This window comes from Massilia phyllosphaerae (genome assembly GCF_034659755.1).
Taxonomy (GTDB): Bacteria; Pseudomonadota; Gammaproteobacteria; order Burkholderiales; family Burkholderiaceae_D; genus Telluria; species Telluria phyllosphaerae.
In genome coordinates this window covers 125,116-148,536 of record NZ_JAXSQX010000008.1, presented here as the reverse complement: position 1 = coordinate 148,536, position 23,421 = coordinate 125,116, and the positions used below count along the sequence as shown (strand labels likewise).

The 23,421-nt window shown below is 66.5% G+C and carries 20 protein-coding genes; 13 read left to right on the top strand and 7 right to left on the bottom strand.

The window, feature by feature from the left end; all coding sequences use genetic code 11:
• Positions 1-9 precede the first annotated feature (9 nt).
• The 8 genes from U1H99_RS25790 (at position 10) to U1H99_RS25755 (ending at position 11,323) form a co-directional block, all read left to right on the top strand.
• Entirely contained in the window at positions 10-1,155 is a 1,146-nt protein-coding gene (locus U1H99_RS25790; RefSeq protein WP_323144535.1) for a glycoside hydrolase family 88/105 protein, read from the top strand.
• Between the two features lie 15 nt (positions 1,156-1,170).
• Positions 1,171-3,543: a beta-galactosidase gene (locus U1H99_RS25785; protein WP_323144534.1), complete on the top strand. Its 2,373-nt coding sequence runs from the start codon at positions 1,171-1,173 to the stop codon at positions 3,541-3,543.
• Positions 3,544-3,557: 14 nt separating this feature from the next.
• On the top strand, positions 3,558-4,823 hold the full coding sequence (locus tag U1H99_RS25780) for a DUF2264 domain-containing protein (protein WP_323144533.1): 1,266 nt from the start codon (positions 3,558-3,560) through the stop codon (positions 4,821-4,823).
• 241 nt (positions 4,824-5,064) lie between these two features.
• On the top strand, positions 5,065-6,549 hold the full coding sequence (locus U1H99_RS25775; RefSeq protein WP_323144532.1) for a SulP family inorganic anion transporter: 1,485 nt from the start codon (positions 5,065-5,067) through the stop codon (positions 6,547-6,549).
• A gap of 33 nt (positions 6,550-6,582) precedes the next feature.
• Entirely contained in the window at positions 6,583-7,146 is a 564-nt protein-coding gene (locus U1H99_RS25770) for a DNA-3-methyladenine glycosylase I (protein ID WP_323144531.1), read from the top strand.
• Positions 7,147-7,156: 10 nt separating this feature from the next.
• On the top strand, positions 7,157-8,848 hold the full coding sequence (mnmC1, locus tag U1H99_RS25765) for an FAD-dependent 5-carboxymethylaminomethyl-2-thiouridine(34) oxidoreductase MnmC1 (protein WP_323144530.1): 1,692 nt from the start codon (positions 7,157-7,159) through the stop codon (positions 8,846-8,848).
• A 70-nt stretch (positions 8,849-8,918) separates the two neighbouring features.
• Positions 8,919-9,626, top strand: coding sequence for a sensor histidine kinase (locus tag U1H99_RS25760; RefSeq protein ID WP_323144529.1), 708 nt, complete (start codon positions 8,919-8,921; stop codon positions 9,624-9,626).
• Entirely contained in the window at positions 9,623-11,323 is a 1,701-nt protein-coding gene (locus tag U1H99_RS25755; RefSeq protein WP_323144528.1) for a tetratricopeptide repeat protein, read from the top strand. Before U1H99_RS25760 ends, U1H99_RS25755 begins: the two co-directional genes overlap by 4 nt.
• 24 nt (positions 11,324-11,347) lie before the next feature.
• Here the strand turns inward: U1H99_RS25755 and U1H99_RS25750 are convergent, their stop codons facing one another.
• Positions 11,348-12,070 (bottom strand): PhaM family polyhydroxyalkanoate granule multifunctional regulatory protein, encoded by a 723-nt coding sequence (locus U1H99_RS25750; protein ID WP_323144527.1) that lies wholly within the window; start codon positions 12,068-12,070, stop codon positions 11,348-11,350.
• Positions 12,071-12,181: 111 nt separating this feature from the next.
• Between U1H99_RS25750 and U1H99_RS25745 the strand changes: the two genes are divergently transcribed.
• Both U1H99_RS25745 and U1H99_RS25740 read left to right on the top strand, forming a co-directional pair.
• The gene (locus U1H99_RS25745; RefSeq protein WP_323144526.1) at positions 12,182-13,372 is read left to right on the top strand and encodes a DUF3108 domain-containing protein; all 1,191 of its coding nucleotides are present in this window, start codon (positions 12,182-12,184) and stop codon (positions 13,370-13,372) included.
• On the top strand, positions 13,369-14,136 hold the full coding sequence (locus U1H99_RS25740; protein ID WP_323144525.1) for a DUF3108 domain-containing protein: 768 nt from the start codon (positions 13,369-13,371) through the stop codon (positions 14,134-14,136). The genes U1H99_RS25745 and U1H99_RS25740 overlap by 4 nt, the downstream gene beginning before the upstream one ends.
• A gap of 59 nt (positions 14,137-14,195) precedes the next feature.
• Here U1H99_RS25740 and U1H99_RS25735 read toward each other — a convergent pair whose 3' ends face one another.
• From U1H99_RS25735 to U1H99_RS25725, 3 genes are all read right to left on the bottom strand, one after another.
• Entirely contained in the window at positions 14,196-14,378 is a 183-nt protein-coding gene (locus U1H99_RS25735) for a hypothetical protein (RefSeq protein WP_323144524.1), read from the bottom strand.
• A gap of 59 nt (positions 14,379-14,437) precedes the next feature.
• Positions 14,438-14,833 carry a glutaredoxin family protein gene (locus U1H99_RS25730; RefSeq protein WP_323144523.1) on the bottom strand — a complete coding sequence of 132 codons (396 nt, stop codon included), beginning with the start codon at positions 14,831-14,833 and terminating at the stop codon, positions 14,438-14,440.
• Between the two features lie 210 nt (positions 14,834-15,043).
• Positions 15,044-15,478 carry a hypothetical protein gene (locus U1H99_RS25725; RefSeq protein WP_323144522.1) on the bottom strand — a complete coding sequence of 145 codons (435 nt, stop codon included), beginning with the start codon at positions 15,476-15,478 and terminating at the stop codon, positions 15,044-15,046.
• A 286-nt stretch (positions 15,479-15,764) separates the two neighbouring features.
• On the opposite strand from U1H99_RS25725, the gene U1H99_RS25720 reads away from it, so the two are divergent.
• The 3 genes from U1H99_RS25720 to U1H99_RS25710 are packed head-to-tail and all read left to right on the top strand — an operon-like array spanning position 15,765 to position 20,759.
• Positions 15,765-17,201 (top strand): hypothetical protein, encoded by a 1,437-nt coding sequence (locus U1H99_RS25720; protein ID WP_323144521.1) that lies wholly within the window; start codon positions 15,765-15,767, stop codon positions 17,199-17,201.
• Positions 17,194-17,922 (top strand): hypothetical protein, encoded by a 729-nt coding sequence (locus U1H99_RS25715; RefSeq protein ID WP_323144520.1) that lies wholly within the window; start codon positions 17,194-17,196, stop codon positions 17,920-17,922. The genes U1H99_RS25720 and U1H99_RS25715 overlap by 8 nt, the downstream gene beginning before the upstream one ends.
• An 8-nt stretch (positions 17,923-17,930) precedes the next feature.
• The gene (locus U1H99_RS25710; protein ID WP_323144519.1) at positions 17,931-20,759 is read left to right on the top strand and encodes an ATP-binding protein; all 2,829 of its coding nucleotides are present in this window, start codon (positions 17,931-17,933) and stop codon (positions 20,757-20,759) included.
• A gap of 92 nt (positions 20,760-20,851) precedes the next feature.
• Here U1H99_RS25710 and U1H99_RS25705 read toward each other — a convergent pair whose 3' ends face one another.
• From U1H99_RS25705 to U1H99_RS25695, 3 genes are all read right to left on the bottom strand, one after another.
• Complete coding sequence (locus tag U1H99_RS25705; RefSeq protein WP_323144518.1) at positions 20,852-21,451, bottom strand: PEP-CTERM sorting domain-containing protein; 600 nt, start codon at positions 21,449-21,451, stop codon at positions 20,852-20,854.
• 37 nt (positions 21,452-21,488) lie between these two features.
• Positions 21,489-22,091 (bottom strand): PEP-CTERM sorting domain-containing protein, encoded by a 603-nt coding sequence (locus U1H99_RS25700; protein ID WP_323144517.1) that lies wholly within the window; start codon positions 22,089-22,091, stop codon positions 21,489-21,491.
• A gap of 149 nt (positions 22,092-22,240) precedes the next feature.
• Positions 22,241-23,401, bottom strand: coding sequence for a threonine aldolase family protein (locus U1H99_RS25695; protein ID WP_323144516.1), 1,161 nt, complete (start codon positions 23,399-23,401; stop codon positions 22,241-22,243).
• Positions 23,402-23,421: the final 20 nt, after the last annotated feature.

The following is a 23,421-nucleotide window of genomic DNA, read 5'->3' as shown; positions in this document are numbered from 1 at the left end:
TTCACGCAAATGACGAGACGACTCACCCTGAAACTCGCCGTGGCCGGCATCGCCCTTGCCGCCAGCGGCGGCGCCCTGGCCTTGTCCACCGCCCCGGTCTCGCGCGCCCAGGTGCTGGCCGCGCTGGCCCGCGCCAACGGCTACTGGCAGCGCAACAACAAACCCGAGCAATGGCCGTTCTGGGACGTGGCCGCCTACCACACCGGCAACATGGCGGCCTACGCGCTGACCCGCAACGAAGCCTACCGCGCCTATTCCACCGCCTGGGCAGAGCACAACCGCTGGCGCGGCGCCGCTTCCGACGACAAGTCGGCCTGGAAATACACCTACGGCGAAACGCCCGAGCACGTGCTGTTCGGCGACTGGCAGGTCTGCTTCCAGAACTATATCGACCTGTACGAATTCGACGGCCGCAAGGACCCGCGCCGCATCGCCCGCGCGCGCGAGGTGATGGAATACGAAATGAGCACGGCCAACAGCGATTACTGGTGGTGGGCCGACGGCCTGTACATGGTGATGCCGGTGATGACCAAGCTGTACAAGGCCACCGGCGACCGCCGCTACCTCGACAAGCTGCGCGAGTACTTCGCGTATGCGGACAAGCTGATGTACGACGCGGAGGCCGGCCTGTACTACCGCGACGCCAAGTACATCTACCCGAAACACAAGGCGGCCAACGGCGGCAGGGACTTCTGGGCGCGCGGCGACGGCTGGGTGTTCGCCGGACTGGCCAAGGTGCTGGCCGACCTGCCTGCCGACGATCCGGCACGGTCGCTGTTCGTCGAGCGTTTCAAGCGCATGGCGGCCGCCTTGAAGCCGCTGCAGCAGGCGGACGGCTACTGGACCCGCAGCCTGCTCGATCCGGCCCAGGCGCCGGGGCCGGAAAGCAGCGGCACCGCCTTCTTCACCTATGCTTATGCCTGGGGTATCAACAACGGCTACCTCGACAAGGCGGACTACATGCCGGTGGCGCTGCGCGGCTGGCGCTTCCTGAGCGAGGTCGCGCTGCAGGCCGACGGCAAGGTCGGCTACGTCCAGCCGATCGGCGAGCGCGCGATTCCCGGCCAGGTGGTCAACCAGGATTCGACCGCCCCCTTCGGTGTCGGCGCCTTCCTGCTGGCCGCGTCCGAGATGGCGCGCCTGGTCCCACAATAAGCGGATATATATTAGATGACGACAGATTTTCCACGCCGCCGCTTGCTGCGGGGTGCCGCAGCCGTAGTTGCTTCAGTAACGGGTTCCGCGCTGCTGCCGATGAGTGCGACCGTGCTGGCCGCAAGTTCTCACCGCTTCACCATCGGCGACAAGGACTTCCTCCTCGACGGCAAGCCGCTGCAGATCCGCTGCGGCGAAATGCACTTCGCCCGCGTGCCGCGCGAGTACTGGCAGCACCGCCTGAAGCTGATCAAGGCGATGGGCCTGAATACCGTGTGCGCCTACCTGTTCTGGAATTACCACGAGTGGCGCGAAGGAAAATACGACTGGACCGGCCAGCGCGACGCCGCCGAATTCTGCCGCCTCGCGCAGCAGGAAGGCCTGTGGGTGATCCTGCGTCCCGGCCCGTATGCCTGCGCCGAATGGGAGATGGGCGGCCTGCCGTGGTGGCTGCTGAAGCAGCCCGGCGATGCCTTCCTGCGCACCCGCAGCGACGCCTTCATGCAGCCGGCACGGCGCTGGCTGGGCGAAGTCGGACGCGTGCTGGGCGCGCAGCAGGTGACGCACGGCGGGGCTATCCTGATGGTGCAGGTCGAGAACGAGTACGGCTTCTTCGGCAACGACCTGGATTACATGCGCGTGCTGCGCCAGGCCACGCTTTCTGCCGGCTTCGACGTGCCGCTGTTCCAGTGCAATCCGACGAATGCGGTGGCCAAGACCCATATCCCGGAACTGTTCTCGGTGGCGAACTTCGGCACCGACCCGGCCAGCGGCTTCAAGGCATTGACGGCGCTGCAGAAAGGGCCGCTGATGTGCGGCGAATACTACTCGGGCTGGTTCGACACCTGGGGCGCGCCGCACCGCCGCGGCGGCGTCGAAGGGGCAGTCGCCGACATCGCCGCCATGCTGAAGGCGAACGGCTCGTTCAGCCTGTACATGGCGCACGGCGGCACCACCTTCGGCCTGTGGGGCGGCTGCGACCGCCCGTTCCGGCCCGACACCACCAGCTACGACTACGATGCCCCGATCGGCGAAGCCGGCTGGATCGGCGACAAGTTCGACGCCTACCGCAAGGCGATGACGCCCTTCCTGGCGCCCGGGGAGACGCTGCCGGCGCCGCCGCCGCGCATGGCGGTGATGACCATTCCACCGTTTGCGCTGGGGGAATCGGTACCGGTGGCGGCCAGCCTGCCGGCGCGCGCCATCAAGGACGTGTCGCCACGCCCGATCGAGCAGTACGACATCAGCCGCGGCCTGGTGGCCTACCGCGTGACCCTGCCGGCGGGGCCGGCGGGCGTGCTGGAAGCGGCCAGGGTGCGCGACCTGGCCTGGGTCGAGGTCGATGGCAAGCCGGCCGGCACCATGGACACGCGATACCGCCGCTTCAAGGTCGACATCCCGGCGCGCAGCAAACCGGCGGTCGTCGACATCCTGCTGTACACGATCGCGCGCGTGAACTTCGGGATCGAGGTGCACGACCGCAAGGGGCTGCACGGGCCGGTGGTGTTCCGTACCGCCGATGGTGCTGCGCAGCAAGTCGAGAACTGGGAGATCCGCGCGATCGACTTCGATGCCGATGGCGTGCTGCCGGCGCTGTCGTTCAAGCGCGGCCGGTCCAGAGGCGCCGCGTTCTGGCGTGGCGCTTTCGAGGTGGCGCGCACGGCCGATACCTTCCTCGACATGTCGGGCTGGGGCCAGGGTATCGTCTGGATCAACGGCCGCTGCCTCGGCCGCTACTGGAGCATCGGTCCGACCCAGACCATGTACCTGCCGGGGCCGTGGCTGCGGCGCGGCCGCAACGAGGTCGTGGTGCTGGACCTGACCGGCCCGCGCGAGGCGCGCATTGCCGGCCTCGCCGAGCCGATCCTCGACCAGCTGCACCGCGAGCGCGACCTGCCGCGTCCGCCCAGCACGGCGGCGCTGCAGCTGGACGGGGTGAAGCCGGTCATTGACGCCGAATTCGCACCCGGTTCCGGCACCCAGGATGTGCGCTTCGCAGCGCCGGTACGCGGCCGCCAGTTCTGCCTGGAGTCGCTGGACGCCTTCGACGGTAAACAATATGCGGCGGTGGCCGAGCTGGCGCTGCTGGGCACCGACGGCAAGACCATCGAGCAATCCGGCTGGACCATCGCCTACGTGAGCAGCGAGGAAGCGAACAAGGAAGACGGCGGCGCGCTGAATGCGATCAACGGCCAGAACAGCGATTACTGGCACACGGCCTACAGCACGGGAAGTGCGAAACACCCGCACCGCATCGTGATCGACCTCGGCAAGAGCGTCGAGGTGGCCGGCCTGCGCTACACGCCGCGCCAGGGCAAGGACGACGTGACCGGCCGCATCCGGCATTACCGCGCCTACGTGGGCGAGCGGCTGGTGACGGGCAACTAATAACAGGAGACTGGATGAAACGACGACACTTCATGGGATCGCTGATGGCCGGCAGCCTGGCCACGGCCGGTGCCGCCATCGTGGATGCTGCTGCAGCCACCCCGGCCGCATCCGCACCCGGCAACGACCGCGCCTACCTGGTCGGCCTGCTGCAAAAGATGGCCGACCCGGTGCTGACCAACATGGCACGCGGCGAACTGCACAAGAACTTCGCGCTCGAACTCAGTCCGACCTGGGACGGCCGCGACCCGAAAGTCGCCTACCTCGAATGCTTCGGGCGCCTGATCGCCGGCCTCGCGCCCTGGCTGGCGCTGCCCGACGACGCCACGCCCGAAGGCCGCACCCGCGCGCGCCTGCGCCAGGCCGCGCTGCAGAGCTACGTGCACTCGGTCGACCCGGCCAGCCCCGACTACCTGGCCTGGCGCGGCCACGGCCAGGCGCTGGTCGATTCGGCCTACTTCACCAACGCCCTGATGCGCGCCCCGAAAGCCTTGTGGGAGCCGCTCGACGCCACCACCAAGGCGCGTATCGTCGCCGAAATAAAGGGACTGCGCCGCATCGAGCCGCCCTACATCAACTGGATGCTGTTCGCGGCGATGAACGAAGCCTTCCTGCTGTCGATCGGCGAAGAGGCCGACCCGATGCGCACCAACGTCGCCATCCGCAAGATCAACGAGTGGTACGTCGGCGACGGCTGGATCAAGGATGGCGAAGCCTTCCACTTCGATTACTACAGCGCCTTCGTGATGCAGCCGATGCTGCTCGAGATCCTGGAAGTGCTGGAGCAGCACAAGGCGCCGTTCTGGAACGGCAAGCCGGCCGAACTGCGCGCGCAGGCGCTGAAGCGGATGCAGCGCTATGCCGAGCACCTGGAGCGCTTCATCTCGCCGACCGGTTCCTACCCGCCGATCGGCCGCTCGCTGACCTACCGCACCGCCGCCTTCCAGCCGCTGGCGCTGCTTGCCTGGCGCAAGCAGCTGCCGGCCAGCCTGCCGGAAGGGCAGGTGCGGGCGGCGCTGCAGGCCGTGCACCGGGCGGTGTGGAGCGATCCGAGCAATTTTACGAAGGATGGGTACCTGACCATCGGCTTTGTCGGGCACCAGCCGACTTTGGGGGACTGGTATTCGAATAACGGCAGCATGTACATCGCATCCGATAGCTTTTTGGCGCTGGGGCTGCCGGCTACGGATTCGTACTGGACCAGCGCGGCACAGGACTGGACGCAGAAGAAGGCGTTTGCCGGGCAACCCTTCAAGAAGGATTATCCGGTCGATTATTGACGGCGGCCACCCTTGATCCGACAGGCCTGGCCTCGTCTTGTATAATGCTGGCTGCATCAGGGACTCGATCGGGTCCCTGGATTTCTACCCATCTTTCCCATACCCATGTAGCGACAAGCGAACCTCCCAACCGTTCAACACGGCTTCCAATGCGGAGGTTCCCAGGCATGGGCGCGCGCATCGCTTCGGCTTGCGTGCGCATTCAATATTCACCGCACGTACCGATTCCGGATTGTCATCGATGATTAGTAACGCCTTTCGAGAAGAGTGGTTCTCGAACCCACAAAAAAATATCCTTGCCGGCCTCACCACCGCGTTCGCGCTGGTCCCCGAATGCATCGCCTTCGCCCTGGTCGCCCAGCTCAATCCGCTGATGGGGCTGTATGGCGCCTTCATCATCTGCGCGCTGACCGCCATCTTCGGCGGCCGGCCCGGCATGATTTCCGGGGCGGCCGGCTCGATGGCGGTGGTGATCGTCGCCCTGGTCGTCCAGCACGGCGTGCAGTACCTGCTGGCGACGGTGGTCCTGGGCGGTGTCCTGATGGCGGCGTTCGGCCTGCTCCGGCTCGGCAAGTTGATCCGCATGGTGCCGCATCCGGTCATGCTCGGCTTCGTCAACGGCCTGGCGATCATCATCGCGATGGCGCAGCTGGAGCACTTCCGCGAGGCCACGCCGCAGGGCCACCAGTGGCTGCAGGGCACGCCGCTGTGGATCATGTGCGGCCTGGTCGCGCTCACCATGGCCATCGTCTACCTGCTGCCGCGCCTTACCAGGGCGGTGCCGCCGGCGCTGGTTGCCATCCTCGGCGTCGGCCTGCTCGGCTACGGCCTGCACTTGCCGACCCGGACCCTGGGCGACCTGGCGCAGATGGCCGGCGGCCTGCCGGCCCTGCACATCCCGACCGTACCGCTGACGATGGAAACGCTGCGCATCATCCTGCCGTACGCCTCGCTGATGGCAATGGTCGGCCTGCTCGAGACGCTGCTGACCTTCAACCTGACCGACGACATCACCAACACCCGCGGCCAGCCCAACCGCGAATGCATCGCCCTCGGCGCCGCGAACATCGCCGCCGGCCTGTTCGGCGGCATGGGCGGCTGCGCCATGATCGGCCAGACCATGATCAACCTGAGCTCGGGCGGCCGTTCGCGCCTGTCCGGCCTGGTGGCCGGCGTGATGATCCTGCTGTTCGTGCTGTTCCTGTCGCCGCTGATCGCGCATATCCCGCTGGCGGCGCTGGTCGGCGTGATGTTCGTGGTGGCCCAGGAAACCTTTGCCTGGGGTTCGCTGCGCGTGCTCGGCAAGGTGCCGAAGCAGGATGCGATCGTCATCGTCGCCGTGACCGTCATCACCGTGTTCACCGACCTGGCAACCGCCGTCCTGTGCGGCATCGTGATCGCCGCGCTCAGCTTCGCCTGGCAGCATGCGCTGGAGATGCGTACCGAGGTCGACGACAACGAAGCCGGCGTGCGCACCTACCGCCCGCACGGCACCCTGTTCTTCGCGTCGGCGGCGCACTTCCAGGAACTGTTCGCGCCGGCGAGCGACCCGGCGCGGGTCGTCCTCGACTGCCGCCACCTGCACATGGCGGACCATTCGGCCATCGCCGCCATGGAAAGCTTGTACGAGCGTTACGAAAAGGCGGGCAAGCACTTGCAGGTGACGCACCTGTCGCCACGCAGCCAGGCGCTGCTGCGGCGTGCCGGGGTCGACGTCGCCGCCTGACGCAGGATGGCAGCCGAGGTTTATACTTGCACAATGAACCCGACCCGCTGCACCTGGGCCAACATGGCCAATCCACGCTACCTCGCCTACCACGACAATGAGTGGGGCGTGCCCTGCCACGACGAGACCACGCTGTTCGAGATGCTGAACCTCGAAGGCGCGCAGGCGGGGCTGTCGTGGGAGACCATCCTCAACAAGCGCGACAACTACCGCGCCGCCTTCGACGGCTGGGATGCGGCAAAAATCGCCGGCTACGATGACGCCAAGGTGGCCGAACTGCTGGCCAACCCCGGCATCGTGCGCAACCGCCTGAAGGTGGCGGCCGCGATCAACAATGCGCGCGCCTACCTGCGCCTGCGCGAGGAAGGCCTGAGCCTCGACCGTTACCTGTGGTCCTGGGTCGGCCACGCGCCGGTCGTGAACGACTGGCCGGACGGCGATCGTCCGGCCAGGACCGAGCTGTCCGACCGCCTGTCGAAGGACCTGGCGAAACGCGGGTTCAAGTTCGTCGGCTCGACCATCGTGTATGCCTACATGCAGGGGATCGGGATGGTCGACGACCATGATCGCGCCTGCTTCTGCCGCCAGCGGCGTTGACGAGGTGAGCATGGATTACCGCAGCGTATGGCATGGCCGCGAGCGCTGTACCGTCCTCGATGCGGCCCACGACGAAGAGCGCCTGAAGGTCCTGATCGACGTGTGGCGCACCGATCCGCAGCGCTCGCCGCACCTGCACGTGATCGCCTTGTGCGGGCACCTGATGCCCGGTATGCACCGCATGCCGCAGGCCGAGCCGGGTTTGACGGTCGACCTGCTGAGTGTGCCAATGCGTGCGCCCATCGACACGGCGCTGGCCCAGCTCGCGGCGCGCGTCGACCTGTTCCGCCTGCGCGGCCTGGAAGACGCCGGCGAAGGCTTCGCGCGTTCGGTGGCGCGGCTGGCGACGGGCGATGCGCGCCTGGTCGCACAAGGACTCACCGCAGCGCAGATCGCCGCGCTGGAAGGGCAGGGCTTCGTGTTCGACGCCGTCGACGCCAAGACCGGCCCCGATGTGCGCTGCGCGCGCTTCGCCAGCCGCAAGCCGCGGCCGCCCGCGCCGCCGGTGCCGGAGCGGCGCGCGATCGTGCTCGGGGCCGGCATTGCCGGTAGCGCCGCCTGCGAGCGCCTGTGCGCGCGTGGCTGGCAGGTGACCTTGGTCGAGCGCCATGCGCGGCCGGCGATGGAAGCGTCCGGCAACCGCGCCGGCATCTTCATGCCGCTGCTGTCGCGCGACGACAATATCCCGACGCGCCTGACCCGCGCCGCCTACCTGTTCGCGCTGCGTCACTGGGCCAAGCTCGGCGGCGTCGGCACGGCGATCGAGGGCCAGGCCTGCGGCGTGCTGCAGCTGGCGCGCGATGCCGAGCATGCCGCGGTCCAGCGCGCCATCGCGGCCGAGGCAGCTTATCCTGCCGAATTCGCCGAGTGGCTGGAGCAGCCCCAGGCCGAGGCGCTGCTCGGGCTGCCGGCGCCGGATGGCGGCTGGCTGTTCCGCCAGGGCGGCTGGGCGCGGCCCGGCAGCGTCTGCGATGCGCTGCTGGCCGCATGCGGACGGCGCGTCGAGCAGCGTTTCGGCGTCGGCAGCGTCACGGTCGAGCGGGTCGGCGGCCAGTGGGAAGTCAGGGACGCCAGGGGCGAGCTGGTCGCCCACGCGCCGAACCTGATCCTGGCGAATGGCGCCGGTGCAGCGCGCATCCCGCAGGCGGCACGCCTGCCCCTGAGCGCGCTACGCGGCCAGGTCAGCCACGTGCCGGCCGGGATGCTGCCGGCGCTGCCGGTGGTACTGTGCCGCGAAGCCTACCTGACACCCGCGGCGGATGGCATCTGCAGCGCCGGCGCCACCTACGACCTCGATCCGGACCCGGCGCTGTCGCCCGCCAGCCACCAGGAAAACCTGGAACGCCTGCGCGGCTTGCTGTCCGACCCGCATGCGGCCGAGGGTGCGCCGCTGCAGGGGCGCGTCGGGTTCCGCTGCATCGCGCCGGACCGCCTGCCGCTGGTCGGCCGCCTGCCCGATTTCGATGCCGCCGGCAGCACCGAGCGCCTGCGCGACGTGCCGCGCCATCCCGGCCTGTACGCGCTGCTCGGCTATGCCTCGCGCGGCCTGATCTGGGCCGGCCTGGGCGCCGAATTGCTGGCGGCCCAGATCGAGGGCGAGCCGCTGCCGCTGGAGACGACCCTGGTCGATGCGCTCGATCCGGCGCGCTTCGTGTTGCGCGCACGCCGCAATCCACGCGGACCGCAAGCAAACGACGTTTGATTTCCACCGAGAAATCTTGCCAGCCAAAGGTATAATTGGCGTAGAGCAATATTTTACGAATGGGGTGGACATGGACGACACGCCGAACGCGCACGAGCTGTTCCTGTTCCTGGCATCGACCGCGCACGACATGAAGAATTCGATCAGCGTGCTGTCCGGCACGCTGGAGCGCCTGCTCGTGGATGCATCCCCGCGCACCGAATCGGCCTACCCGCAGATGGCGCACATGCTGTACCAGACCAAGCGCCTGAACGACAACCTGATGCAGCTGTTGGCCCTGTACAAGCAGGTCGGCACGCCGGCTTATCCGTTCGACGTGCAGCCGCTCGCGCTGGGGCACCTGGTCGACCAGGTGGTGTCGATCGAACGGGTGCTGCTGCAGTCGCGCGGCATCCAGCTGGAACTCGATTGCGACCCGCAGCTGATCTGGCACCTCGACGAGGACCTGGTGGTCGGCGTGCTGTCGCATGCGGTCAACAACGCGGTCCACTACACCTGCGACCGCGTGCGCCTGGCGATCCGCGAGCAGGACGGCTGGCTCGAACTGCGGGTCGAGGACAATGGCCCGGGCTACCCGCCAGCGCTGCTGAAGGCGGGCGAGATCGCCACCCGCGAGATCGCCGGCGGCGTCAACTTCCTCACCAACAGTGCCGGCCTGGGCCTGTACTTTTCCAGCGAAGTCGCCAAGATGCACCGCCATCGCGGACGCCACGGCACGCTGCGCCTGGAAAACGGCGGCCGGTACGGCGGCGGCTGTTTCATCCTGCGCCTGCCATGAATGCCACGCATCCTGTCGCGACGCCCTTGCTGTCGGTGACGCCGGCCAGCATCGACCAAGTCGACTGGGCCGACAAGCACTACCTGGTGGTCGACGATTTCGTCGGCGTGCGCCAGTTGCTGCGCGAGAGCCTGCGCAGCCTGGGCGCCAAGAACATCGACCAGGCCTCGTCCGGCGGCGAGGCGATGGGGCTGCTGGCGCGGGTCCGCTACGACGTCGTGCTGTGCGACTACAACCTGGGCGACGGCAAGAACGGCCAGCAGGTGCTGGAAGAGGCGCGCGTGCGCAACCTCGTCAATCCGAGCACGGTGTGGCTGATGGTGTCGGCCGAGAAGAGCGTGGAATCGGTGATGGGCGCGGCCGAGCACCAGCCCGACGCCTACCTGATCAAGCCGATCACCGAAGGCGTGCTGTTGAGCCGTCTGAACCGGGTGTGGCACAGGAAGCAGGTATTCCGCCTGATCGACCAGGCCTGCGCCGAGAAGGACTACCTGCGTGCCGCCCGGCTGTGCGACGACCAGATCGCGGTCGACAAGGTGCACGAACTCGACCTGCTGCGCATGAAGGCCAGGCTGATGGAAAGAAGCGGCCAGCCCACGCGCGCGCGCGAAGTCTACGAGCACGTGCTCGAGCAGCGCGAGTACCAGTGGGCGCGCGCCGGCCTGGCCAAGATCCGCCTGGCCAACGGCGAGTTCGAGCAGGCGCGCCAGGCCTTTCAAAGCGTGATCGCGGAGAACCGCTATTACATCGACGCCTACGACCAGCTGGCGTTGTCCTACCAGAACATGGGCAAGCTGGAAGAAGCCTGCGCGATCCTGGAACGGGCGGCCAAACTGTCGCCGAATTCCGTCACGCGCCAGCGCAACCTGGGCCATCTCGCGCTCAAGCTGGGCAACATGCAGATGGCCGAGAAGGCGTTCAGGAAGTGCATCGCCATCGGCGAATACTCGATCATGAAGACGCCGGACGCCTATCTCGGCTTGGCGCGCGTGTGCGGCCAGAAGAACGATCCGAAGGAAGCGCTGCAGTTGCTGCTGCTGGCGCAGCGCGAATTCGTCCACGAGCACGCCGACATCCAGCTGCGCGCCAAGATCACCGAAGGCCTGGTCTACCACGAGAGCGGCGACTACCGGCGTGCGCGCAAGGCCGGCGACGACCTCGACGCCATGCTGAAGGCATCGCCGGCGCGGCCCGACATTCCGACCTGCCTGGAACTAGCGACCCTGCTGTTCGCGGTCGGTGTGAAGGAAGCGCCGGTCGAGCTGCTGCGCTACGTGATCCGCAACAACCACGATAACCCGCTGCTGCTGGACGAAGTCCAGAAAATCTTCGACAAGGCGCGCATGGGCGAGGAGGGCCTGGCCATGATCCGCGCGTCGAAGAAGGAAGCGGCGGACCTGATGAACCAGGGCGTGCTGCTGTGGAAGACCGGCAAGCTGGGCGAAGCGGTGGCCTGGATGCGCGACGCGAGGAAGGCGGTACCGAACAACCAGCGCATCCTGTTCAATGCGGCCCAGGTGATGGTGTCCTGCCTGCAGCAGCAGGGCTACGACGCGGCGCTGGCCGCCGAGGCCTACGAGATCCTGCACCACGTCGACCATTTGCTGCCGGGGCAGCAGCGCTTTGCGCAGTTGATGGAGCAGCTGGCGCAGCTGCAGCCGGCGGTGGAGAAGGGCGGTGTGGCGGCGGTGTCCTAAACCACCGGCGCCGGTGCCGGTGCGTCAGCCCTTGTCCGCCTTCGGTTTGCCGCCGCGCCCCTTGCCATTGCCGGCTTCCGGCGTCGCGTCCGGTGGCGCGGACTGGGCTTGGGGTTGGGACGACGTGGCCGGTTTGCCGGCTTCCTTGCCATCGGACGCGGTGGCCGCGGGCGGCGGCGTCATCGCCGTGGCAACTGCCTGCGTGAACTGATCCTGCAACATGTTCCACCACGCCATTGCGGCTGGCATACCCGTGGCCGCGCCGGCGTCCGCCCCGGATGCGCTCCCCGCCGCTGCGCCAGCGGCGGAAGCCGTGCCCGGCTGGGCCGAGGCGCCGCCTGCACCCGCCGGTTTGGCTGAGCCGGTTGCAGCGCTCGACCCTGTGGGCTGCCCGAAGAAGGACGCGAACGGCGTGTTCGCCATTTTTTCGGCGCTAACGCCCGACTGGCGCATCGCTTCCGCCATCGACGCCCCCATCGATTTCAGGGTAACCAGGGTGCTGCGCTGCACTTCCATTGCCTGGATGGTTCCGTGCAGCATGGTCAGATTCAGGTTCAGCCACGATTCGACCGCCTTCATGTCGGCGATGCGCTTGTCGAGATCCTCGACCGACATGGCCGGGCTGGCCATGCCCCCCATGCCGGACATGCCGGCGCCGGGGATGTTCATCGATCCCCACAGGTTCTTGACGAAGTCCAGCGTGTCCGTGACGCCGGGGATGGTGCCGGATGGCGGTGGTTTCAGCATGGTCTTCTCCTTGGTAGATCGGCCTAGCCTAACAGATAACCAACACCACTCATAGATGCACGTATAGTGCGTTGCAGCAGTGCCGACGGGCTGTCCATCTACACTTGGCGCATGACTTCCGCTAACGTCCTGGCTCGCCACCCGCGCCGTCCGCTCGTCTTCGGCGCGCTGGTGGTGCTGCTGCACCTGCTCGTGTTCGACTGGCTGAGCGGCCAGCTCGGACGGCGGCGCGAGGCACCCGTGCCTGCCCCGCCCGCACCGATGCTGGCGCAATTGATCCAGATAGGGGCGCCGGTGCCGGTGCCGGTGCCAATGCTCGACCTGTCGCCGAAGCTAGCGCCGCCGCCGCTGCCAAGCTTGCCACCCGAACCGGTCGAGATAGCCGATGCGGGCGCCGACCCGGCAGCCGACGCCGCACCCGGTGACGCCCCCGGCAACGGTACTGCCGCGGCAGCGGACAGCAGCGACGCCACCGCGGCTACAGGCGAACTGGAGCGCGCCATACCCACCCCTGCCGACGTACAATCGCAGCCAGTGCCAGTGCCAGTGCCAGCCGATGCCGCCAGGCTGGTCCAAGCACCGCCGGCATCGGCCGCACCCACGCCGGTGCCGGAGCAACGACGCTACCAGGTCGAACTGCCGCCGCCGGCCGACATCACGCTCGACGTCGCCCGCGTCGATGCCGACGGCACCCGCTGGAACGGCGAGGCCCGGCTGTCGTGGCACCGTACCGGGGCCGCCTACCGGATCGACGTCGAGGCCGGCATCCGGATCGTGTTCGCGCGCGTGAACCTGCTGACGCTGGCGAGCGAAGGCACGGTTGGAGACGAGGGATTCGTCCCCATATCGATGACTGAGAAGCGGCGCGGACGGGCGATGACGGCCACGCACTTCAACCGCAAGGAGGGCGTGCTGACGTTTTCGGCTTCGCAAGCCAGGGTGGCGCTGGTACCGGGCACCCAGGATAAGGCGAGCCTGCCGCTGCAGCTGGCGGCGATCGGGCGTGGCGATCCCCGGCAAATGTCGGGCAATATCGATATCCTTGTCGGCGAAGACCGCGACGCAAACGTTTTCAGTTTTACGGTGGCAGGGCAGGAACAGATCGATACCCGTCTCGGACGGCTCCTCACCTGGCACCTGGTGCGGCCGCCCAAGCCCGGGTCCTACCATTCGCGCCTGGAGGTGTGGCTGGCGCCGGGGTACGGCTGGCTGCCGGTCCAGATGCGCAACGTCGAGGCGAGCGGGGCGGTGACTACGCAGACGGCAAGCAATATCGTAATGAAAGAACCAGGAAGTCAATGATCAAAAACACTCTGAAACTGGCCGCAAGCGGCCTGATGCTGGCGGCACTGGCGAACGTACATGCATTCGCGGCGCCCGACGACGATCACCCGGCGGTCAAGCGCGCCGTCGATTTTCCACCCTCGGCCGACCTGACGTATTCGATCTCGGCGCGCCAGCGCGGCTTCAACCTGAATGGCGACGCCACCCTGACCTGGCGCGTCGGCGGCGGCAAGTACAGCATCGGCGCCGAGTCGCGCGTGGCGCTGGTCGGCAAGCTGACCGAGAACCACAGCCAGGGCACGGTCGACAGCTATGGCCTGGCCCCGACCGAGTTCACCGAAAAACGCTTCCGCAAGTCCCAGGAAAGCGCCAGCTTCGAGCGCGACAGCAAGACCATCACCTTCAGCGACGGCAAGCACACCTACCCGATCAAGGGCGGCGAGCAGGACCGCGTCTCGATCTCGTGGCAGTTGTCGGCCGTGGCGCGCGCGGCCAAGGACAAGTTCAAGCCGGGTTCGGAATGGCAGTTCTTCGTGGTCGGCCCGCGCGATGCCGATCCCTGGACCTTCCGCGTGGTCGGTCGCGAAAAAGTCCAGGTCGGCGCCGCCATCGGCACCGTCGATGCCGTCCACGTGCTGCGCGAGCCGCCGCCGGGCTCCAAGGCGCAGACCCTGGACTTGTGGCTGGCGCCCTCGCAGGAATGGTATCCGGTCAAGCTGCGCTTCACCGACAATGACCGCGACTACATCGAGCAGGTGCTGGAGCGGGTCGTCAAGAAGTGATTGCCCAATAAAAAAGGCCCGCGCCAGTGCATTCACTGGCGCGGGCCTTCATTCCTTTGTCAGCCGTAGCACTCTTCCATGCAGGCCGAGAAGGTGGCCATACAGGCGTCCCTGTCGGCAGTGTTGTTGAGACACCAGTTCTTGGCGTTCTGGCAGTGGGCCGCGCACGAATCGGCCAGCACTGGTGCCGAGGCGGCGCCCAGGCCGATTACAAACATCAACAACGCGATCTTGCGGTTCATGCTTTTCTCCTTGAGGTGGGGGGACAACGAACTACTCCTGGTGCGTCACGGCGTGCGGATTACATTGCCGGCGATTTGATTTTGTCCAAGGCGGCATCGATTGCCGCTTGGTTGAATCCGACCAACTGGCGGTCGCCGATCAGGATGACCGGCACGGCCTTGCCGCCCAGCTTGGCGAAATCTTGTTTGCCCTTTTCGGACTTGGCGACGTCGAAGTCGCCGAACGCCACCTGGCGTTCCTTCAGGTAGGCACGCGCCTTGGCGCAGTAGGGACAGGTCTCGGTGCCGTAGACCACGACGCGGGTTTTCGCGTCAGGGTAGTAGGCGGCAAAGTCTCCTTGCTGATACTTAGGCATCACCATTTGTGCCAGCTGAGGCAGGTAACGACCGACGGCCAGCCCGCCCACGAGGATCAGACCGTAGATCACGACGTTCTTCGCCGTTTTCGCAAACATGAGCTCTCCCTTTGTCGATATTGCTATTGATATGCTGTAGATACATATCAATACGTAACATCTGTTATTGAGATAGCTAAGTCAATGCGAGGGGGGTATTAGTTGAAAAAAATCATGATTCAATGCGTAAAAGTCGCAAAGCATGGCAACGGCGGGAGGGAGCACGACGTATAGACAGAGGCCCGCTTCATGGCGAAGCGGGCGATGGATTTACTCCTGCAAGCCCGGATCGTCCGGCTTGTCGTTCTCCCAATGCAGCGTCATCTCCTTTGGCGCCGCGCCGATCCTGACGCTGCGCTTGAACACTTTACCTTCTGCCGCGGCGCTGATGCGATAGGTGCCGGCCGGCAGCTTGGCATAGAACATCGGACCGCTGTTCGCCGCGCTCAGCAGGGTGTTCCCTTTGGTATCCATGATGTCGAGCTGGACGTCTGAGCGGTAGGCGCCGCTCTGCTTGGTGGCAAAGGTCAGCAGCAGGTTGTAGTCGGCGCGCTGGGCGCGCATGGCCGACTGTTCTTCCTCGCCGACGCCGCCGTTGACGTAGCTGATGCCGTTCTGCTGCTTGGGCGTGGGGTCGGCGAAGGCGGCGTGGGAAGCGAAACAGGCGGCCAAAACCAGGGTCGCGCGGGCGAGTGCTCGTTGCATGGCAATCTCCTTATCAATGAATACGAATTCACAGATTCCAACTTCGTAATGTCAAGATCACAACGTTCATTATCCCTCGACAGCGCCAGAGGGAGCGCGCGGCTGCCTGGCCGGATTCCTTGCAAAAACCACAAGGCAAAGGGGACGGATAATCCGTTGCATATTCGCCAGTCATGAAATCCCGGCGGCCATTCCTTATAAGTTGCCTAGTCTTAACTGTTATACTGACGCCCCCGCGCCGTCCACCTGGCCGCGCGCGCAAGATGCAATATTGCTAAGCCTCACGATGATCGACAACCTGGCAGGCGCTGTCCCCGCCGATTCCCCATCCTCCGCGCTGGACGAGATCGATCCGCTGCAAGCCCACTTCCACGAGGGCATTGCGCCGGACGAGATCGAACAGGTTTATCTGCTCAAGCGCGCGCAGCCGATGCTGCAGGCGTTCACGGCGCTGTTCCACGGCGGCCAGGACGGCGTCATCGTGCGCCTGCTGGTGCTGCGCGAACTCGCGGCCGACGCCAACGACTCGGCATTCTCGCGCGCCGACATCAACCAGAAGTTCGCCTACCTGATCCCGGAAAGCCTGGAAACGGTGCTGGGCCGCCTGCGCGGCCATGGCCTGCTGGCCTGGGACAACCCGGCCGCCGTGTACCGCATCACGCCGCTGGCGCGCAACGTGCTGGCCGCGCTCGACACGCTGCTGGCGCTGGCGCGTCCGGAAGAAGACGAGGCCGAGATGGGATTCCTGCTGTCGCAGGTGGCCGGTGCCCAGGCGGTCGGCGGCGTCACCGTCGAGCAGTTGAAGCACCTGCTGGGCCGCCTGGTCGAGCTGACCGAGGAATTCCGCGACGCCATCGCTTCCGGTTCCGAGTTCCGCCTGCGCGCTTCCCAGGCCAAGTGGCACATGGCGTGCGACTGGGTCGAGAAGGGATCCGTGATCCTGCGCGCCATCACCTCCGACGAGCGCGCCGATTCGGCCACCCACCGCGCGGCGCAGGCGATCGGCCGCGCCCAGTCGCAATTGCTGAACATGCAGGGCATGTTCTCGCGCGCGCTGAACCAGATCGAGCGCCAGCGCGTGCACCTGGGCCAGTCCGGCCTGTCGACCACCGACATCAAGCGCTGGCTGCTGGCCCACGACGACCTGGCCAGCCTGGCCGAGGAGGCGATCGAACGCCCGGTGCTGCCGCTGTTCATCACGCCGGCCGAGATGATCGACGTCGCCGAGACCGAGCTGCTGCTGGAACGCGCCGCCAACATCGCGCCGGGCGGCCTGCCGAGCGGCGAAGATGCGCCGCTGACCATCAACGACAACCCGGCGATGCAGGCCGAGCTGGACGACTGGCTCAAGCGCCTGTCCGATTTCGCCAACCTGGACAACTTCCCGGTGGTCGCCGAAGGCGCGCCGCGCAGCGTGCCGATCCAGGATTCGCTGCTGCCGGCCAGCTTCGCGGTGGCGTCCTACCGCGCCTCGATGCTGCCGCTGCTGGGCGACGCCGCCGAGGCCAGCCTGCAGGGCGCGACCGCCGAACTGGCGCGCCTGCCGGTGCGCTTCGATTCGGAAGACGAACTGGTGGAGCTGGACGACCCGCACGTGGCGGCGATGTCGCGCGCGACGCTGTCGATCGCGCCGCCCGTGGCGCCGCCCGGCCCCCTGATCCCACCCGCCTTCGACCTGAACCTGGAAAGCCTAGCCCAACCGGAAAGCAAGACCGATGAATGACGACGCCCAAATCCTGATCGCGCGCCTGCTCACGCACCAGACCCTGCGCCGCGACGACAAGATGGTCAAGCGCGCGCTGTCCGACGACCTGTTCCGCGCCGAAGTCGACAAGCGCCTGCTGGAATCCGGCCTGAAGCTGATCGACAACGTGTATGCCGACCACGTCACGCTGGCGCTGCACCGCAACGTCGAACCGAAGATCTTCGGCGCCAAGGACATCTGGCAGAACAACAACTTCGGCCTGACGCGCGACGGCGTGGCGCTGCTGGTGGTGCTGTGGGCGCAGATCATCCTGCCCAAGCGCCAGAGGCAGGAAACCCACCAGGCGATCGACGTCGACCAGTCCGACATGTTCGACAAGGACGCGCCGATCCCGCGCGCCGAGGACACCTCGATCGGCATCTCCTACACCGCGCTGCTGGCCGACTTCGGCGACAAGCTCGGCAAGAAGACACGCATGGACATGAACCTCGGCCTGCTGTCGAAGCTCGGCTTCATCGAGCGCCGCGGCGACGTGGTGCTGGAAGGCCCGCTGCTCGACCTCCTGATGGACACCGACCTGCTCAAGGAACGCATCATCAACGGCGCGCTGGCCGAGGTGTTCAAGCGCGCGCCGCTGGCGGTGGCGCGCCGCCGGCCGGTCAACGAAGCCGCGAACGATGCAGAACCGGTCGTGGCCGATGTGCCGGCCGATACCGCCGCACCCGATACTCAAGCGTAAAGACCCGCATGTTCCACATTAAATCTCTCGAGCTGGTCCACTGGGACTACTGGCAGCGGATCAAGAACATCCCGCTCGACGCCAAGATCATCACCATCGCCGGCCAGAACGGCTCCGGCAAGACCACGCTGCTGGATGCGATGCGCACCCTGTTCGGCCTCGATTGCTCGATGGGGCGCACTTATAAACACTACGCGCGCCACTCGGGCCAGCAGAGTGCCTGGCTGCGCGCCGTGGTCGACAACAAGCCGAGCGGACGCCAGCTGTCGAACCGCCCGTTCCGCCATTCCGGCTTCTTCAGCGACGACGAAGTGACGCTGTTCTGCCAGGTGCAGAAGAACGGCGGCGACTGGAAGCGCCAGTACCTGATGCGCCCCGGGAATATCGAGATCGAGGAAGTCACCGAAGCCACCGACTGGCTCGGCGTCGAGAACTACCGGAAGCGCTTAGCTTCAGCTGGCTTGTCGCCGGCGATGTCGAAGGTGCTGGCGCTGGAGCAGGGCGAGACCGATAAATTATGCGAGTATTCGCCGCGCCAGCTGCTGGACCTGGTGTTCCAGGTGTTCGGCGACAAGGAAGTGCTGGACGCCTACGACGAAGCCAAGCGCCACCAGCGCGACACCGAAAGCGAACTGAAACGCTTCGAGGCCGAGCTGGAAGCGTCGCGCACCAACCTCGAAGGCTTGCGCCTGCGCGTCGCCAACTACCACCAGTGGGAAGGCCTGAACAAGGAGCGCAAGACCCTGGTCGAGGAAGTGCTGCCCAGCCTGGAATACCACGAAGCGCGCGAAAAGGCGGGCAACGTCAGCCGCCAGCTGCGCGAAGCACGCAAACCATTGGCCCAGGCCGATTCGCAGCTGGCCGAAAAGCGCAACCAGCTGGCGGCCCAGCAGCGTGCGCTGACCGAGGCCCAGCAGCAGGAAGTCACGCTGGAAAAGGAAGCCGGCGAACTGGCCGGCCGCCTGACCGGGCTGAACGGCAAACTGAAGCCGCTGGAAAGCCTGCTCGAACAGAAGGAGCGCCTGCAAAAGCTGGCGGCCGATTCCGGCGCCGACATCGCCGAGGTGGCGACCCAGCTGCAGGCCAAGGAAGCCGAGCTGCAGAAAAAACGCCAGGAACGCGAGGCGCTGTCGACCCGCATCGCCGGCGAGATGTCGACCATCTCGGCGCTGCAGGGCAAGACCACGATGCCGGAGCCGGAAGCCCAGCGCCAGATGCGCCGTGCCTTGCGCGACGCCGGCATCCCGCACGCCATGCTGTCGGACATCGTCGAAGTGACGGATCCGAAGTGGCAGGGCGCGGTCGAGGGTGTGCTGGGCGGCTATGCGTCGGTGGTACTGCTGGAACGCGCCAAGGATGCGCCGGCCGCCTACAAACTGGCCGAAAAAGAAAGGTACCGCCACTTCATCGTGCCGGATTGCGTCGACGCGCCGGTGGTCAAGGACGACACCCTGCTGTCGGTGGTGCGCTTTTCCAGCGCGGCGCCGGGCTGGCTGATCGACCAGCTCGAGCGCATCGAGCGCGTCGAGTCGGTCGATGCCGGCTTCAAGAGCGACTCGGACGAGTGGATCACGCCGGACGCGTATCACCGCGAACGGCGCGGCGGCCGCTCGCTGTTCGTCGAGCCCTCGCGCTACCGCTTCGGCGCCGCCGGTAAAACCCAGCGCCTGGAAGCGATCCAGAAGCTGCTGCCGAGCCTGGAAGCGCAGGAAGACACGCTGACCCTCGCCATCAGCAAGCTGGCGGCGGAAGTCTCAAGCCTGCGCGTGCGCATCGCCGGCGTCGACGCCGCCAAGGAACTGGCGGCGCGCCAGGCCGAGTTCGAGGAAGCCGTGCGCGCGCTGGAGCCTTTGCGGGCCGAGCGCCTGCAGGTCGGCGCGCGCCTGGGCGAGCTGCAGGTCCTGATCAAGAACGCCACCGTGACCCGCACCCGCGCCGACACCGTGTGGCAGAACGCGCGCATGGCGCTGTCGGAAGCGGAAGCGGGCATGCGCCTGAACCACCGCCGCCAGATCGACCAGCGCAGCGAACACGCGCGCGACCTGCTGGCGATGCGCCGCGACTGGCGCCACGTGCCCAAGAGCTGGCGCAATCCGCAGCAAAGGGCAGCACTCGTGGCGAGCCACCACAACGCGCACCAGGTCAAGCTGCGCGTCGGCTCGCTGGATCACTCGCTGGCGCGCGCCGACTGGGAAATCGACCCCACCGTGATCGACCAGTACGCGCGCCTGAACGACCAGCTGTCCGGCCGCCAGCTCGAGACCGAAGAGCGCCGCTACCAGAACAACCGCGCGATCGAGGCCACGGACAATGCGCGCGGCGCCTACATCGAGCGCCTGCGCTATACGATCAAGACCTACTCCAAGAACATCAAGGAGCTGGGAGAACTGGCCAACATCGAGGTCAACGTCGACCCGGTGCGCCTGGAAAACGACGACATCCAGCTGGCCCAGGCCGGCCTGCACGTGCGCTTCAAGTTCGACGGCAAGGGCCAGATCGGCATGAACGACGGCGAGGCGTCCGGCGGCCAGCAGGTGATGAAGTCGCTGGTGCTCCTGATCGGCCTGTTGAAATCGGAAGAGGGCTCGGGCGGCTTCGTGTTCATCGACGAACCCTTCGCCCACCTGGACATCCGCAACATCCAGCTGGTCGGCGAGTTCCTCAAGAACACCGACGCCCAGTACCTGATGACGACGCCGCTGACGCACAATACCGACGTCTACGATCCGTCGGACCTGACCCTGATCACCAGCAAGAAGAAGAAGGACAGCCAGTGGGCGCAGCCGATCTTCGTGCTGCAGAGAAGGGCGGAGAAGAAGGTGGCGCAGGCGGCATAAGCTTCAGCCTGAAGACGATGCATGAAAAACGGCCGGTGTTCGCAGGAACACCGGCCGTTTGTTTTGGCGCTCAGGGAGCACTGGGGTCGCGGTCAGCCGCGGCGGCGGCGTGCCAGCGTCATGCCTGCCAGCGCCAGCGGCAGCAGGGCCAGCGTGGCCGGTTCCGGTACCTGGCCCGGGGTGCCGGGGGTGGCGAGCGCGCCGAGGAAGACCTGGCCGCCGCCCGACACCGTGTCGAAGCGGCCGGTGTAGGCACCGTAGTCGTTGTTATTGTAAGCACTGAAGGCGAGGTAATACTGGGTGTTGGCTTGCAGTGTGCTGGTGAGCAGGGACAGCGCGCCCACACCGCTGTCGTCGTCGACCTGCACCAGGTTGCTCAACGGCGTGGCCGGATTGAATGCGCCCCGGTACAGCGAGAAGAAGGTATCCGCACCGAGACCCGCCGTGCCGCCGAACGACAGTGCTTCGATCGAGTAGACGCCGGTGGTGTTGACGTAGAAGCTGTAGAGGTCGTAGGAAACGCGGGTGCCGACCGCGCTCAGCGAGGTCACCGTGAGCGGACGGTTGAAGGTCGGATCCGAGGCGGTCAGCGCGCCGGAAATATCGACCGGCGCCGCAAACGCGGCATGCGAAACGAAGGCGGCGGCGGCAACTGCGAGCTTGAGGAAGCTGGAAGACTGGAAGCGAAACATGGAACATCCCTTTCTGGTTGTGGTTATGTGTTGATGCTCAGGCGCGCTTGCGGCGGCGTGCCAGGGTCATGCCCGCCAGCGCCAGCGGCAGCAGGGCCAGCGTGGCTGGTTCCGGTACCTGGCCCGGCGTGCCGGGCACGTCGAGGGCACCGAGGAAGACCTGGCCGCCGCCGGACACCGTGTTGAAGCGGCCCGTGTAGGCGCCGTAGTCGTTGTTGGCGTAGCTCGTGAAGGCGAGGTAATACTGGGTGTTGGCTTGCAGCGTGCTGGTGAGCAGCGACAGCGCGCCGGCACCGCTGTCGTCGTCGACCTGCACCAGGTTGCTCAAGGGGGCGGCCGGATTGAATGCGCCGCGGTACAGGGCGAAGAAGGTGTCCGAACCTGCACCTGCGGTGCCGCCGAACGACAGTGCTTCGATCGAATAGATACCGGCGGCGTTGACGTAGAAGCCGTAGAGGTCGTAGGAAGTGCGGGTGCCGACGCCGCTCAGCGAGGTCAGCGTGAACGGGCGGTTGAAGGTCGGGTCCGATGCGGTCAGCGCGCCGGAAATGTCGACCGGCGCTGCAAACGCGGCATGCGAAACGAAGGCGGCGGCGGCAACTGCGAGCTTCAGGAACCTGGAAGATTGAAACCGGAACATGGAACACCCCTTTGTCGTTTGTGGTTTCCCACAAGTAGCAATTGCTATGCCACAAAGAAATTGTTCTTTATTAACAGTGGCTTAACCTCAGGTATGCACCGTGTATTTACCGAGTGTAAATATTTCCGACTGACAGGTTCCTTACATCATCATCCAGCCAGGGCTTTCAGCAGGTAAGCGGTATCCCGGCGCAGGATCGATTCGTTGAAGCCCAGCTGCACCTTGCCCTCGTTTACCTTTCCGATCCGCACATTGGCCTGCTGCAGCCTGGCTTCGAGCCCCGCCAGGCGTGCCGGCGCAATCTCCAGCATGACGAGGTTGCTGCCGTTGTCGACCCGCTGCACCTTGAAGCCGGCCGTGCGCTCCAAGCCCGCCAGCAGCCGGTCGCCGGCCGCGCGCACGGCGGCGAAGCGCGCCTCCACGTCGTCCAGCGCATCGAGCGCCGGTAGTGCCGCCTGCCAGCCGTGGTAGATCGTCCCGCCGAAGATATGGCGCAGCTCGCGCGCCTTTGCCATCAGGGGCTTGGGGCCGGACAGCACGCCGCCGAACGGCGCCCCCAGGTATTTATACAGCGAGACGTAGACCGTATCGAAGTGCGCGCAGTACGGCTTCACGCCGAAGCCCGGCATGCCGCTCATGAGCAGCAGGCGGGCGCCGTCCAGGTGCAGCCGGATGTTCTTCGCGCGCGCGAGGCGCGCGATGTCGGCCACCAGCGCGGGGGACAGCGTCGCCCCCTGCGCCCGCCGCACCGGGCTTTCCAGCGCGATGGCGCCGACCTTGATCGGGTACGGGCCGACCTCGGCGCGCTCGATCGCGGCGCCGACTTCCTCCAGCGTGGGTGCGGCCCGTCCCTGTGCCAGCGGCACCAGGTTGATGCCGCTGAGGGTCGTCACCGTGTTCGATTCGTCGCGGTAGACGTGGCTTTCCTGCTGCACCAGCGCATGCTTCGATTCGCCGCACAGCAGGCGCAGGGCGAGGTGGTTGGCCAGGGTCCCGGTCGGCATGAACACCGTGTCTTCCTTGCCGAGCAGGGCGGAAAACTTCGCTTCCAGTTCGGCCACCGCGCCCCCAAGCAGGTAGCCGTCCACCGGTTTCGCATGCTTGTCCAGCAGCGCCTGCAGGCGCGCCGGCTCCGCCATCGGATTGCGCGGCAGGGCGTCGCCGGACAGCTGCACCAGCGTGTCGTAGTCGCTGACGGGCGCCGCTGCCGGCGCGGGCGCGGCTGCGTATTGCGCTTGCGCGCGGCCCGACGCCAGTGCCAGCGAAGCGATCGGTACGGCGCCCAGGAAGCCGCGGCGGTTCAGTGTCATGTTCTCTCCCCGATGGTGAT